This window comes from Silvania confinis (genome assembly GCF_025564085.1).
Classification (GTDB): domain Bacteria; phylum Pseudomonadota; class Gammaproteobacteria; order Enterobacterales; family Enterobacteriaceae; genus Enterobacter; species Enterobacter confinis.
The window spans coordinates 116,830-130,497 of record NZ_JAMGZJ010000070.1 but is presented as its reverse complement, the minus strand read 5'-3'; the positions used below and the strand labels follow the sequence as shown (position 1 = coordinate 130,497).

12 protein-coding genes are annotated in these 13,668 nt (G+C 55.2%); 4 read left to right on the top strand and 8 right to left on the bottom strand.

Going from position 1 to position 13,668, the window contains the following annotated elements; all coding sequences use genetic code 11:
• The first annotated feature begins 3 nt into the window (after positions 1-3).
• On the top strand, positions 4-978 hold the full coding sequence (gene ghrB / locus M8013_RS06560) for a glyoxylate/hydroxypyruvate reductase GhrB (RefSeq protein ID WP_271266996.1): 975 nt from the start codon (positions 4-6) through the stop codon (positions 976-978).
• Between the two features lie 55 nt (positions 979-1,033).
• On the opposite strand, the gene cspE is transcribed toward ghrB, so the two are convergent.
• Both cspE and M8013_RS06550 read right to left on the bottom strand, forming a co-directional pair.
• Entirely contained in the window at positions 1,034-1,246 is a 213-nt protein-coding gene (cspE, locus tag M8013_RS06555; protein ID WP_006177792.1) for a transcription antiterminator/RNA stability regulator CspE, read from the bottom strand.
• Positions 1,247-1,493: 247 nt separating this feature from the next.
• Complete coding sequence (locus M8013_RS06550; protein ID WP_271266995.1) at positions 1,494-2,204, bottom strand: DUF3053 domain-containing protein; 711 nt, start codon at positions 2,202-2,204, stop codon at positions 1,494-1,496.
• 331 nt (positions 2,205-2,535) lie between these two features.
• Here M8013_RS06550 and M8013_RS06545 point away from each other — a divergent pair, with 331 nt between their 5' ends.
• Positions 2,536-2,826 (top strand): HTH-type transcriptional regulator, encoded by a 291-nt coding sequence (locus tag M8013_RS06545; RefSeq protein ID WP_271266994.1) that lies wholly within the window; start codon positions 2,536-2,538, stop codon positions 2,824-2,826.
• Positions 2,827-2,864: 38 nt separating this feature from the next.
• On the opposite strand, the gene M8013_RS06540 is transcribed toward M8013_RS06545, so the two are convergent.
• The 4 genes from M8013_RS06540 to M8013_RS06525 all read right to left on the bottom strand — a co-directional run bounded on the left by M8013_RS06540 (position 2,865) and on the right by M8013_RS06525 (position 8,145).
• Positions 2,865-4,484, bottom strand: coding sequence for an ATP-binding cassette domain-containing protein (locus M8013_RS06540; protein WP_271266993.1), 1,620 nt, complete (start codon positions 4,482-4,484; stop codon positions 2,865-2,867).
• A 223-nt stretch (positions 4,485-4,707) separates the two neighbouring features.
• Positions 4,708-6,777 (bottom strand): glycine--tRNA ligase subunit beta, encoded by a 2,070-nt coding sequence (gene glyS / locus M8013_RS06535; protein WP_271266992.1) that lies wholly within the window; start codon positions 6,775-6,777, stop codon positions 4,708-4,710.
• A gap of 9 nt (positions 6,778-6,786) precedes the next feature.
• Positions 6,787-7,698, bottom strand: a complete 912-nt coding sequence (gene glyQ / locus M8013_RS06530) for a glycine--tRNA ligase subunit alpha (protein ID WP_271266991.1) — start codon at positions 7,696-7,698, stop codon at positions 6,787-6,789.
• A gap of 159 nt (positions 7,699-7,857) precedes the next feature.
• Positions 7,858-8,145 (bottom strand): YsaB family lipoprotein, encoded by a 288-nt coding sequence (locus M8013_RS06525; protein ID WP_271266990.1) that lies wholly within the window; start codon positions 8,143-8,145, stop codon positions 7,858-7,860.
• A gap of 198 nt (positions 8,146-8,343) precedes the next feature.
• Here M8013_RS06525 and M8013_RS06520 point away from each other — a divergent pair, with 198 nt between their 5' ends.
• A complete protein-coding gene (locus tag M8013_RS06520) occupies positions 8,344-9,339 on the top strand; it encodes an acyltransferase (protein WP_271266989.1) in 996 nt (331 codons plus the stop codon).
• Positions 9,340-9,389: 50 nt separating this feature from the next.
• On the opposite strand, the gene xylB is transcribed toward M8013_RS06520, so the two are convergent.
• Together xylB and xylA are read right to left on the bottom strand one after the other, a co-directional pair.
• On the bottom strand, positions 9,390-10,844 hold the full coding sequence (xylB, locus tag M8013_RS06515) for a xylulokinase (RefSeq protein ID WP_271266988.1): 1,455 nt from the start codon (positions 10,842-10,844) through the stop codon (positions 9,390-9,392).
• Positions 10,845-10,928: 84 nt separating this feature from the next.
• Positions 10,929-12,251 carry a xylose isomerase gene (gene xylA / locus M8013_RS06510; RefSeq protein ID WP_271266987.1) on the bottom strand — a complete coding sequence of 441 codons (1,323 nt, stop codon included), beginning with the start codon at positions 12,249-12,251 and terminating at the stop codon, positions 10,929-10,931.
• Positions 12,252-12,621: 370 nt separating this feature from the next.
• On the opposite strand from xylA, the gene xylF reads away from it, so the two are divergent.
• Positions 12,622-13,614, top strand: coding sequence for a D-xylose ABC transporter substrate-binding protein (xylF, locus tag M8013_RS06505; RefSeq protein WP_271266986.1), 993 nt, complete (start codon positions 12,622-12,624; stop codon positions 13,612-13,614).
• The last annotated feature ends 54 nt before the right edge of the window (positions 13,615-13,668 follow it).

Below are 13,668 nucleotides of genomic sequence, written 5' to 3'. Positions count from 1 at the left end.
AGCATGAAGCCGTCCGTCATTTTGTACAAAGCCCTGCCAGATTCACTGCAGCAGCGCCTTGAAGATCACTTTACCGTCACCCGGGTGAACAACCTGAGCCCGGAAACCGTCCAGCAGCATGCTGACGCTTTCGCCAGTGCCGTCGGGCTGCTGGGCTCCAGCGAAAAGGTCGATACCGCGCTGCTGGAGAAAATGCCGAACCTGCGGGCAACCTCGACCATTTCGGTGGGTTATGACAACTTCGACGTCGAGGCGCTGAATGAACGTAAGGTTCTGCTGATGCACACCCCTACGGTACTGACCGAAACCGTCGCCGATACATTGATGGCACTGGTGCTCAGCAGCGCGCGTCGCGTGGTGGAAGTGGCCGAGCGCGTTAAAGCGGGTGAATGGACCAAAAGCATCGGTCCGGACTGGTTTGGTATCGACGTGCATGGCAAAACGCTGGGCATTGTTGGCATGGGGCGCATTGGCCTGGCGCTGGCACAGCGCGCGCACTTCGGCTTTAACATGCCGATTTTGTACAATGCGCGCCGCCAGCATAAAGAAGCAGAGGAACGCTTTAACGCCCGCCACTGCGACCTGGATACCATATTGCAGGAAGCGGATTTCGTCTGCCTGATCCTGCCGCTGACGGATGAGACTCATCACCTGATTGGCAAAGCGCAGTTTGAAAAGATGAAGAAGTCCGCCATCTTTATTAATGCGGGCCGCGGTCCGGTAGTCGATGAGAATGCGCTGATCGAGGCACTACAAAATGGGGAGATTTACGCTGCGGGGTTGGACGTCTTCGAACAGGAGCCGCTGCCTGCCAGCTCAGCGCTGCTTACGCTGCCAAACGTGGTTGCTCTGCCGCATATCGGCTCAGCCACCCACGAAACGCGCTACAACATGGCGGCCTGTGCAGTGGAGAATCTGATCGATGCCTTAGCGGGTAAGGTCGATAAAAACTGCGTTAATCCGCAGGCAAAACCCTGAACGAAAAAAACCCGCCAGAGGCGGGTTTTTAAATTCTTTTAGCTGAGTTGGAAGCTTACAGGCTTACAACGTTACCAGCTGCTGGGCCTTTAGCGCCGCTTTCGATGGTGAAGGACACTTTCTGACCTTCGTCCAGAGATTTGTAGCCTTCGTTCTGGATAGCAGAGAAGTGTACGAATACATCTTTAGAGCCATCGTCAGGAGTGATGAAGCCGAAACCTTTATCAGCGTTGAACCATTTTACCAGACCAGTCATTTTACCAGACATAGAAATTACCTTTTTAAAAATTTGTTTTGCCTTCCGGCAGAATGATGGAATGTGTTACAGATTTCTAAGCGATGAAGGAAGGGTCACTACGAAGGGTATCAAAGATAACGCATCTGGACTGCTTAACTAAACTGCTTTAGGTCTGTGTAACAAACCGACGAGGAGTATTAAACATAGTTCCTGAACCAAAGACAAGCTTTATTTTTGTAATTAAAAAAAACCCCACTGCTCAGTGGGGTTTTCAGGGTTATTCCGTTGCGGCCATCGCCGCACCCCAAGCCTGGCTAAAGGCCTGGTGCTGGGCTGCCAGCGGCCCAATCAGCGTATTATACTGACTGGCCTGCTGCGAGGTCGGGAACTGGATGCCGTTTGAGACAAAGCTCACCTGCGTCCCCTGCTGAGAAATATAATCAGCCACCTGGACCAGCTGCTGGGTGAAGATCTGCGCAGCCGGAATCAGCGGCTGGAGTGCATCAGCAGGTTTGGTCACCACTTTTTCATACACTTTGTCGAAGACAGGCTTCAGTTCATCGCCCTGTTTCAACGCAGAGTGCGCACCATCAGCCTGCATTTTGGCATTCTGGAGCTGCTGGCTCAGCACGCCAAGCGCGCCGTTTGATTGACTCAGCGGTTCACGCTGGGTCACATAATCCTGCGGGGCGCGAATCGCGTTCACGCTATCCACCACCGGACGCAAACCTGCATCCATCGCCTGATTCACCTGTTGTGAATAGCCGTACAAAATGGCGTAGTCAGAAACGAACGGACCAAACTGTTTTTTCTGATCCGCAGTCAGGGTTGGCAAATGCTCACCACTGCGCATCGCAGTATTCTGCAAGAAGTCGATAAACGCTTTGCGCTGATCGCCTTCTTTATCGAAACACCCACTCAGGCTCACAACCATTAACAACGCCGCAAGAGGCGCAAACCAGCGAGAGCAGGGCTTTCCTGTCACCATTTTCATTACTCCTTTCACCCAAAAAAGCGCACACCGGCACACGCGTGCCCGACGCGGGTAAGAATAGTCCAGGTGAGGCCGGCAAGATACTCTTTTCATATTCAGCGGCTATAGCTATATAAATTCTTACGATTTACAAAAATTTATCTGATGCTACGCCAGCGCTGATTTATCAAGTCATTAGCAGGCTAATCCGCACGGCAAACGAGCAAGCGAAACGTCTCGCGCACAATGCCCTGGAGAGGCCATCAACTTTTGCCGGGTTTAGCGACTATTCTTAAATTGCTCTCTATGTTCACGATCCCGCAGTGTGATTTAAGAGGAGTCCTCAATGGAATTAAAAGATCCTATGTATGATCTGCTAAGCAGTCTGGAACAGATTGTTTTTAAAGATGTACCGCAGACGATTGTTCTGCAACAAAAGTCCAACCCCTTTACGGAATATGAGCGATTACGTAAAGGCACAGGGATGAAGACCGATGATTTCGCCCGAGCAATGGGGGTCAGCGTGGCAATGGTGCAGGAGTGGGAGTCCAGACGAGAACGTCCCTCCATGACCGAGTTAAAGCTGATGAGTCTGATTCAGGCAACCCCAACGTTCAGCAAGCAGTTGACCGAATAGAAGGTGTTTCGCCCCCGCATGTGCGGGGGTTTGTGTTATTAGCGCTGCTCGCAGCGCCACCCCGCCTCCTGCCACACCAGTTCATGCGTGAGCTTTAGCCCATCAAGAAATGTTTTATCGTGCGACACCACCAGCAATGCGCCTGGAAAATCCGCCAGTGCCGGTTCAATAGCCTGCACCGATGCCAGATCCAGATGGTTCGTGGGCTCATCCAGCAGCAGCAGTTGCGTCGCCTCCTCCCGCCACAGCACGCAGGCCAGCGCGGCTTTCAGTCGTTCTCCCCCGCTCAGCGCCGCCAGCGGCAGCATCACTTTGTCTGCGCCCAGCTGCAGCTGCGCCAGTCGGCTGCGTAACACCCCTTCCTCCAGCGGTGTATCGTGCAGATGCAGATGGCTAAGCACCGACTGGGTAAGATCCCACTGCGAAAGATGCTGATCGAGGTACGCCGCCCTGACTGCCCGCCGGCAGCGGCCGGCGAGGGGCGCAATTTCACCGAGTATCGCTTTGAGTAACGTCGATTTGCCACAGCCGTTAGGCCCGCTCAGCGCCACACGCATTGGCCCGTCCATCCGCCAGTTCAGCGGTGGGAGGTTAACGTGCGCCAGGCGCAGATCCTCCAGCACCACCACCTGTTTGCCCTCTGCTACCTGACTGCCAGGCAGGGTGAACAGCACCGGATTATCTTCCTCGACCCTTTCACGCGCCTCGCTGACGGCGGCATTCAGGGCGTCGTTCTGCTCGCGATGTTGCCTGTGCCAGGTGCCCGGTCGCTCCTTCGCCGCCATCTTGTACTTAACGCGTTCGAATGAGGCGATATTCAGACTGTCCACGGTGCGCAACGTTTTTGCCGAGCGCCGCTGGCTGTCGTCATGCTCTTTCTGCATCCGCTGGCGCGTACGACGGCGCTCCGTTGCCGCATGCTCCAGCGCAGCGCGGGCCGCGTGCTGCTCGCTACCCCGCTGTTGCTGATAGCTGTCGTAGCTACCGCCATAGCTGCGCAGACCGGCGGCACTGAGTTCCAGTATCCGCGGCATCTGCGCCAGCAGTTCACGATCGTGGGAGGCCACCAGCACCCCACCGCGCTGACGGGTGAGCTGGGCGTAAAACCACTCCCGCCCCTGTCTGTCGAGATGGTTGGTCGGTTCGTCGAGAAGCAGATAGTCAGCATCGGCGCCAAAGGCCCCGCACAGCAGGGCACGCACGCGCTCGCCGCCGCTGAGTTCGATGGCCGGCCTGTCAGGATCAAACGCCGGCAGATGTGCTGTCTGAAACGCATCGCTCAGGCGTTCGTTAAGATCCCAGAAGCCGTCAAGGCATTCCAAATCCTCAGGCTGATAGTCGCCGCTGTCGATGCGTCGGCGAGCGGCAAACAGCGCATCGTAGCCAAGCAGTTGGGCAAGTGTGGTCTGCGCAGAGACCGCGTGCTGTTGCGCAACGTATGCCCATGAGCCAAAGCGTTCGATATGACCGCTGGCAGGCAAATCGAGGCCAGCAAGCAGGCGTAACAGCCGGGTTTTGCCACTGCCGTTGCGCCCAACCAGGCCGCAGCGTGCCGGCTCCAGCGACAGATTCAAGGGACCAAAAAGGGTATCGCCCGTCGCAAACTGACACGTGACCTGATGCAATATAAAAGAAGGGGATTGCGCAAAATGAGCCATAAGCACTCCTGAATGAAATGTAAGCATCCCCTGCTGACGCATTAGCGTTTAGCAAGGAGTGAAATTCATCAGTCGTGATTGTTCATTTTCGGGATGCGCTCCAGGGAGGAAAGTTAACGAGGGGTAGCATAGCGGTTTTTTATTGACCGTTTCAAGCATAAAAAAACCCGCCGAAGCGGGTTTTAGCAGCTGTCGTCCCGGGTAATACCGGGCAGAAGCACGGTTACTGCAGCAGCGAAATATCCGCGACGCGCAGGAACAGCTCACGCAGTTTTTCGAGCATCGACAGACGGTTAACGCGCAAGGCTTTGTCTTCCACGTTGACCATCACTTTTTCGAAGAACGCATCGACCGGCTCACGCAGTTCCGCCAGCTCCACCAGCGCTTCCTGGTAGCGACCTTCTGCGAACAGCGGTTCCAGCTTGTCGCGCAGCACCACAACCTGCAGCGCCAGCGCCACTTCTTCTGGCTCTTTCAGTACGGCAGCGTTCACGCGGTCGTTAAGCTGATCGTCAGATTTCGCTAGAATGTTAGAAACACGCTTGTTGGCCGCAGCCAGCGCAGATGCTGCTTCCAGGGTACGGAAGTGCGAAACGGCTTTCATACGGGCATCGAAATCGGCCGGACGGGTCGGACGACGTGCGAGCACCGCCTGAATGGTGTCGACGGTGTAGCCTTCGTCCTGATACCAGGCGCGGAAACGGCCCAGCATAAAGTCGATCACCTCATCCACAACCTTGGCGTTAGTCAGCTTATCGCCATACAGACGTACCGCTTCTTCGGTCAGGGTCTGCAGATCCAGAGACAGGTTCTTCTCAACGATGATACGCAGCACGCCCAGCGCAGCACGACGCAGCGCAAAGGGATCTTTGTCGCCCTTCGGATGCTGGCCGATGCCGAAGATACCCGCGAGGGTGTCCATCTTGTCGGCAATCGCAACCGCGCACGCCACCGGGTTAGACGGCAGTTCATCACCGGCAAAGCGCGGCTGATACTGTTCGTTCAACGCCACGGCCACGTCTTCCGCTTCACCATCGAAGCGCGCGTAGTGCATGCCCATTACGCCCTGGGTGTCGGTAAATTCGAACACCATGTTGGTCATCAGGTCGCACTTGGACAGCAGGCCTGCACGGGTCGCGTGGTTAACGTCGGCACCGATTTCACGGGCAATCCAGCCGGACAGCTCCGCAATACGATCGGTCTTGTCGCGCAGCGTACCCAGCTGCTGCTGGAACAGTACGGTTTGCAGACGCGGAAGATGATCTTCCAGACGCTTTTTACGGTCGGTATTAAAGAAGAACTCGGCATCCGCCAGACGCGGACGCACCACTTTCTCGTTACCGGAGATAATCTGAATCGGATCTTTCGATTCGATATTCGCCACGAAGATAAAGTTAGGCAGCAGTTTGCCGTCGTTAGCGTAGACCGGGAAGTACTTCTGGTCACCCTTCATGGTGTGTACCAGCGCTTCGGATGGCACCGCGAGGAATTTCTCTTCGAACTTCGCGGTCAGCACCACTGGCCACTCAACCAGCGAGGTCACTTCTTCCAGCAGGCTGTCGCTCAGATCGGCATTACCGCCAATCTGGCGTGCCGCTTCTTCCGCGTCTGCTTTAATTTTGGCTTTACGCAGTTCGTAGTCAGCAATGACTTTGCCGCGCTCCAGCAGGATGGCCGGATACTGATCGGCGTTATCGATGGTGAACTCTGGCTCGCCCATAAAGCGATGGCCGCGGATCACGCGATCGGAGGTTACACCCAGAATGGTAGCCGGGATCAGCGCATCGCCGAGCAGCAGGGTCACGGTGTGAACCGGACGCACGAAGTGGACGTCGCTTGCACCCCAGCGCATCAGTTTCGGGATCGGCAGTTTTGCCAGTGACGTGGCGATCATGTTTGGCAGCAGCGCTTCTGCGCTTTCACCTTTAACATGCGCGCGATACAGCAGCCACTCGCCTTTGTCGGTGGTCAGACGTTCGGCCTGGTCAACGGTGATACCGCAGCCACGCGCCCAGCCTTCTGCCGCTTTGCTCGCTTTGCCTTCGGCGTCAAACGCCTGGGCGATCGCCGGGCCGCGTTTTTCGACTTCGCGATCCGGCTGTGCAGCAGCCAGCGCTGCCACTTTCAGCGCCAGACGGCGCGGGGCAGCAAACCACTCAACCTTGCCGTGCGCGAGGCCAGCACTGTCCAGCTCTGCCGTCACGTTCGCAGCAAAGGATTCCGCCAGGCTGCACAGGGCTTTTGGTGGCAGCTCTTCGGTGCCGATTTCCACCAGGAAAGTTTTCTCAGACATGGCCGCCTCTTATTTGTTTCGGTTGCACATCGGGAAGCCAAGGGCTTCACGGGACGCGTAGTAAGCTTCTGCAACGGCTTTGGTCAGCGTGCGGATACGCAAAATGTAGCGCTGACGTTCAGTTACGGAGATCGCTTTACGGGCGTCCAGCAGGTTGAAGCTGTGGGCGGCCTTCAGAATACGTTCGTAAGCTGGCAGTGGCAGCGGAGTTTCCAGCGCCAGCAACTGCTGAGCTTCTTTCTCGTACTGCTCGAAGCAGGTGAAGAGGAAGTCGACGTCGGCGTATTCGAAGTTATAGGTGGATTGTTCCACTTCGTTCTGATGGAACACGTCGCCGTAGGTGGTTTTACCCAGCGGGCCGTCGCTCCAGACCAGGTCGTAAACGCTGTCTACGCCCTGAATGTACATCGCCATACGTTCCAGGCCGTAAGTGATCTCGCCGGTAATCGGCTTACACTCCAGACCGCCAACCTGCTGGAAGTAGGTGAACTGCGTCACTTCCATGCCGTTCAGCCACACTTCCCAGCCCAGACCCCAGGCACCCAGCGTTGGGTTTTCCCAGTTATCTTCCACAAAGCGAATGTCGTGGATAGTCGGATCCAAGCCCAGCTCTTTCAGCGAGCCCAGATACAGCTCCTGAATATTGTCCGGAGAAGGCTTAATCACCACCTGGAACTGATAGTAGTGCTGTAAGCGGTTCGGGTTTTCGCCATAGCGGCCGTCAGTTGGACGGCGGGATGGCTGCACATAGGCGGTTGCCATCGGCTCTGGCCCCAACGCACGCAGGCTGGTCATCGGGTGTGAAGTGCCGGCGCCAACTTCCATGTCCAATGGTTGAACGATGGTGCAGCCCTGACGAGCCCAGTAATCCTGTAAGGTCAGGATCAAGCCCTGGAAGGTCTTAGTATCAAACTTTTGCATAGGATTTCGTGCTGGATACGTGTGGTTTTAAAGGAAGGGATCAGTATACCCGCTGACCGTAAGATATACAGTACGAAACGGGGCTGTTTAGGGAAAATTGGGAAATAAGCATTGCTGACAGCGCCCGCAGGAGACCGCCAGCCCTATCACACCGTCGCCTTAACGCATCGAAAGATGTAAAAAATGCCCCTCAGGGTCAAAAGAACAGATGAAACTCTCATTGCGAGCAGTGAAGCCCTGCATTTCATAGCTCCCCTGGAACTGTTCAAATGCGGTCACGTCGATTTTTTGCGCACCGGTATTGTAGCGCTTGGCCGCCTGATCCTTACACAACTGCTCCATATCCAGCGAACGCACCGGGCTGACTTTGTGGGTTTGCGCCTTTTGCGTCGGTTCAATGTCCTGAACCGCGCAACCAACCAGCAACGCGGGAAGTACCATTAACATTACGCGCTTCATCATTTTTATTATCGCCCTGAACGGTGGCTGTTATTTTTAATATCTAAACTTTATAGATTACGGTCTGGCATTCTGCGAATCTCGCCACCCTGACACAAGCAGGGTGAAGTAAACTCAGACTTTTCCAGTGAGAAACTGGAGCATAACCGCAGTCAGACTGTTTTTAATGGGTAAACAGAGGGATGAATGCAGGATAAAATTAACTGGATTGATAATCTGCGGGGAATTGCCTGTTTAATGGTGGTCATGATCCACACCACCACCTGGTATATCACCAATGCCGCCAGCATCAGCCTCGTTAACTGGGATATTGCCAACGTTCTCAACTCCGCTTCGCGCGTGAGCGTGCCGCTGTTCTTCATGATCTCCGGCTATCTCTTTTTTGGCGAACGCAGCGCCCAACCGCGCCACTTTTTGCGTATTGGCCTGTGCCTGCTGTTTTACAGCACCGTATCACTCCTCTATATCGTGCTGTTTACCTCGATCAACAGCGAGTTGTCGATGAGATACCTGCTGCAAAAGCCGGTGTTCTACCATCTGTGGTTTTTCTTCGCCATTATCGTGATTTATCTGCTCTCCCCGCTGCTGCAGGTGAAAAGCGCGAACGGAAAAATGCTGCTGGCGCTGATGGTGGTGATTGGCGTGGTCGCCAACCCCAATACTGTCTCGCAAAAAATCGGCGGATTTGAGTGGCTGCCGGTCAATCTGTATATCAACGGCGATACGTTCTATTACGTGCTGTACGGCATGCTGGGCCGGGCCATTGGCATGATGGACACCCGCAAGCGCTGGCTGAACGGGATTTGTGCGGTACTGTTTATCGCCGCCGTGGTGATGATCTCCCGGGGCACGCTACATGAGCTGCAGTGGCGCGGTAGCTTCGCTGATACCTGGTACCTCTACTGCGGCCCGATGGTATTCATCTGTGCCGTGGCGCTGTTCACGCTGGTAAAAAATACGCTCAATAGCCGCCCGTTGCCGCTGCTGGGGTTGATATCGCGGAACTCACTGGGGATTTACGGTTTTCACGCGCTGGTGATCCACGCCCTGCGCACGCGTGGCGTGGAGTTAAAAAGCTGGCCGCTGTTGGATATTGTGTGGATTTTCTTGGTCACGCTGGCTGTAAGCCTGGCGCTGTCGATGCTGCTACAGCGTGTGGATAAACGCCGGTTTGTCAGTTAATTGCCCGGCGGCGCTTCGCTTGCCGGGCCAACAAAACCTGTACCAACGTTTCAGGACATCAGCGGCAGAAGCTGCTGATAAATTTTACGGAACACTTCACGTCGTTCGGCGTAGCGCGCATGGCGGGCGGCATCCGGTGTGTGCTGTTGCTCCAGCGCCAGCTGCGGCAGCAGTGTCGATAGCGGCTTAGCAGGGTTGATGGCAATCTGCGCCAGCCGGGCGGCACCCAGCGCGGGCCCGACATCTCCGCCAGTGCGGTAATCCAGCTGATGGCCACTAATATCCGCCAGCATCTGTCGCCAGTAGCTGCTTCGTGCCCCGCCGCCAATCAGGGTAATGCTGGTCGGTTTTAGTCCGCAGTCATGCACCACATCCATGCCGTCGGCCAGCGCATAGCCCACCCCTTCCAGCACCGCGCGCGCCAGTTCGGCAGGGCCGTGCTGATGGGTTAAGCCAAAGAACACCCCCTTCGCCTGCGGATTGTTATGCGGGGTGCGTTCGCCAGAGAGGTACGGCAGGAACCAGACTGCGCCTGCGTTTTCATCCGCCTGCTGGGCGGCATCAATCAGTGCCGGTACGCTGTCCAGCCCGGTCAGCTTTGCCGCCCAGTCCAGACAGGAAGCAGCACTGAGCATCACCGACATTAAATGCCATTTGCCGGGAAGCGCATGACAGAAACTGTGCACCGCGCTCTCAGGGTTGCTGCGATAGCCATCGCTGACGGCAAAATAGACACCGGACGTCCCGAGCGACAGCATCGCCTGTCCGGCATCGGCCATTCCTACACCAACGGCACCCGCGGCGTTATCCCCGCCACCCGCCACCACCGGCACGGCCGGCATATTCCAACGCTCAGCCACCGACGCCAGCAGTGTGCCGGTTGGCTCGCAGCCTTCAAACAGCGCAGGCATATGGTCCCGGGTGAGATGGCAGGCCTCGAGCATCGGCTCACTCCAGTCGCGCTTTTCCACGTCCAGCCACATCGTGCCTGCCGCATCGGACATGTCGCTGGCGTACTCCCCGGTCATGCGCAGGCGCAGATAGTCTTTTGGCAGCAGCACCTTTGCCACCTGGCTAAAAATCTCCGGCTCATGGCGCTGCACCCACAATAATTTCGGCGCGGTAAAGCCCGGCATCATCAGGTTACCGGTGATCGCGCGCGATGTCGGTACGCGCGCTTCGAGCAGCGCGCACTCTTCGCCGCAGCGGCCGTCGTTCCACAGAATCGCCGGGCGTAAAATGCGGTTGTCTTTATCCAGCAGCGTAGCACCGTGCATCTGCCCGGCAATCCCCAGCGCTTTCACTTCACGCAGAGTGTGCTGCTCGCCCAGCGCTTTCAGGGCGCGATCCGTTGCCTGCCACCACTGTTCGGGGTCTTGCTCTGACCAGAGCGGGTGCGGCCGCGAAACGTGCAGTTTTTCTGTGTGCGTTGCCAGCACGTCGCCCTGTTCATTTAACAGAATGGCTTTAACACCCGAAGTGCCAAGATCGATCCCGATATACATAGAGTGGGTTCCTTAACTGAAAATGCCCGGGCGAACCGGGCTGGCAAAAACGTAGGCCGGGCAAGCGCAGCCCGGCAATAACACTTACTTATCGAACAGGTAGCGATTCACCAGATTTTCCAGCAATTCCTGATGGCCACTCTGGTGCTGCGGCGCGAGATGATGCTGTTCAGCGTACTTCGCGATCTCAGTCAGGGATAACTGGCCTTTCAAAATTTGCTGACCCAGCTCACTGTTCCAGCCGCCATAGCGTTTTGCCACACGCTTATCCAGCTCGCCGTCTTCGATCATCCGGGCAGCCACTTTCAGCGACAGCGCCATAGTGTCCATCGCCCCAATATGACCATAGAAGAGATCGTATTTATCGGTGCTTTGACGACGCACTTTGGCATCAAAGTTCAGGCCGCCGGTGGTAAAACCGCCCGCTTTGATGATTTCGTACATCACCAGCGCGTTCTCTTCCACGCTGATTGGGAACTGGTCGGTATCCCAGCCGAGCTGCGGATCGCCACGGTTGGCATCGACGGAACCAAAAATGCCCAGCGCGATAGCAGAAGCGATCTCGTGATGGAAAGAGTGCCCAGCCAGCGTCGCGTGGTTGGCTTCGATATTCACTTTGATCTCTTTTTCCAGCCCGAACTGCTTCAGGAAGCCGTACACGGTCGCCACGTCGTAATCGTACTGATGCTTGGTGGGCTCCTGCGGTTTCGGCTCAATCAGCAGCGTGCCGCGGAAGCCGATTTTATGTTTATGCTCCACCACCATCTGCATGAAGCGGCCAATCTGCTCGCGCTCCTGGCGCAGATCGGTGTTGAGCAGCGTTTCGTAGCCTTCACGCCCGCCCCACAGCACGTAGTTTTCTCCGCCAAGCTGATGCGTGGCGTTCATCGCCGTCACCACCTGGGTGGCTGCCCAGCTGAACACTTCTGGGTCCGGGTTAGTGGCCGCGCCTGCGCCGTAGCGCGGGTTAGTAAAGCAGTTTGCGGTTCCCCACAGCAGTTTCACGCCGCTCTGCTGCTGTTTTTCAGCCAGCACATCGACCATCTGGGCAAAGTTGTTCAGGTACTCTTTCAGCGAAGCCCCTTCCGGTGAGACATCCACGTCATGGAAGCAGTAATACGGCACATTCAGCTTGTGGAAGAACTCAAATGCCACGTCCGCTTTACGTTTTGCCAACGCCAGCGCGTCACCCGGCTGCTGCCAGGGGCGATCGAACGATCCCACCCCAAACATATCGGCCCCGTTCCAGCAGAAGGTGTGCCAGTAGCAGGCGGCAAAGCGCAGATGATCTTCCATGCGCTTACCCAGCACCAGCTCATCCGGGTTGTAATGACGGAAGGCTAAAGGATTGGCAGATTTAGGGCCTTCATAACGAACGCGATCGAGTTGGTCAAAATAAGCTTGCATATTGAGCTCCATAATCAGGGGTGCGGCGAAAAGTAGATTCTGTATTAATACTGAATAGTGATCGTCGGTTGCTCAATTACGTTATTTCACTCTGCTATTGAGAGAATGCACAAATGTGCTCTGGCTCGCAAAATTAATATGCAGGCAAACTATTTTCTCGGTACCAATTACAGAATCACGTGTAATGAGTACGTTACGTTATTTAAAATACGATCGCGGTCATAAATCCGGAAATAAACCAAATATCGTAACGAGAAGATAAAAATCTGTAATTGCCAGCCTGCCATTCCCCGTTAAGAATTTGCTACGTCTCTTGCAACAATTGTTTCTTTTATCTCAGCAAGCTAACCCTACAAAAGGTAATACAATTATGAAGATAAAGAACCTGTGCCTTACTCTCTGTGCTTCGCTGCTGCTGGCAAGCACGGCGGGTTATGCAAAAGAAGTCAAAATCGGGATGGCGATTGACGATCTCCGCCTGGAACGCTGGCAAAAAGATCGCGATATTTTTGTGAATAAAGCAGAAGCTTTAGGTGCAAAAGTTTTTGTTCAGTCGGCCAATGGCAACGAAGAAACGCAGATGTCGCAAATAGAAAATATGATTAACCGCGGCGTCGATGTTCTGGTTATTATTCCGTACAACGGTCAAGTATTAAGTAATGTGGTAAAAGAAGCAAAGCGCGAAGGTATTAAAGTGCTGGCCTACGATCGCATGATTAATAACGCCGACATCGATTATTATATTTCTTTCGACAATGAAAAGGTCGGCGAATTACAGGCGCAAAGCCTGGTGGCGAAAGTACCTGAAGGGAATTATTTCCTGATGGGCGGCTCGCCGGTGGACAACAACGCCAAATTGTTCCGCGAAGGGCAGATGAAGGTGCTCAAACCTTACATTGACCAGGGCAAAATTAAAGTCGTTGGCGACCAGTGGGCTGACGGCTGGTTACCGGAAAATGCGCTGAAAATCATGGAGAACGCGTTAACCGCCAACAACAACAAAATCGATGCCGTGGTCGCCTCTAACGATGCCACTGCCGGTGGCGCGATCCAGGCACTGAGTGCCCAGGGTCTGGCAGGGAAAGTGGCTATCTCCGGACAGGATGCGGATCTGGCCGGGGTGAAACGTATTGTCGCCGGTACACAAACCATGACGGTATATAAGCCCATCACCGAACTTGCCACCACTGCGGCTGAAATTGCCGTTGAGCTGGGAAATGGCCAGCAGCCCAAAGCGGATGCCAGCTTAAATAATGGCCTGAAAGATGTCCCTTCCCGCTTACTGACCCCTATCGAAGTCAATAAAGAGAATATTGACGCCACCGTGGTGAAAGACGGTTTCCATAAAAAGAGCGAACTGTAATTCCGCATCGCCCCTGCCTGGCGGGGGCGCATCGACTTGTTTTGTTCTCCTTCG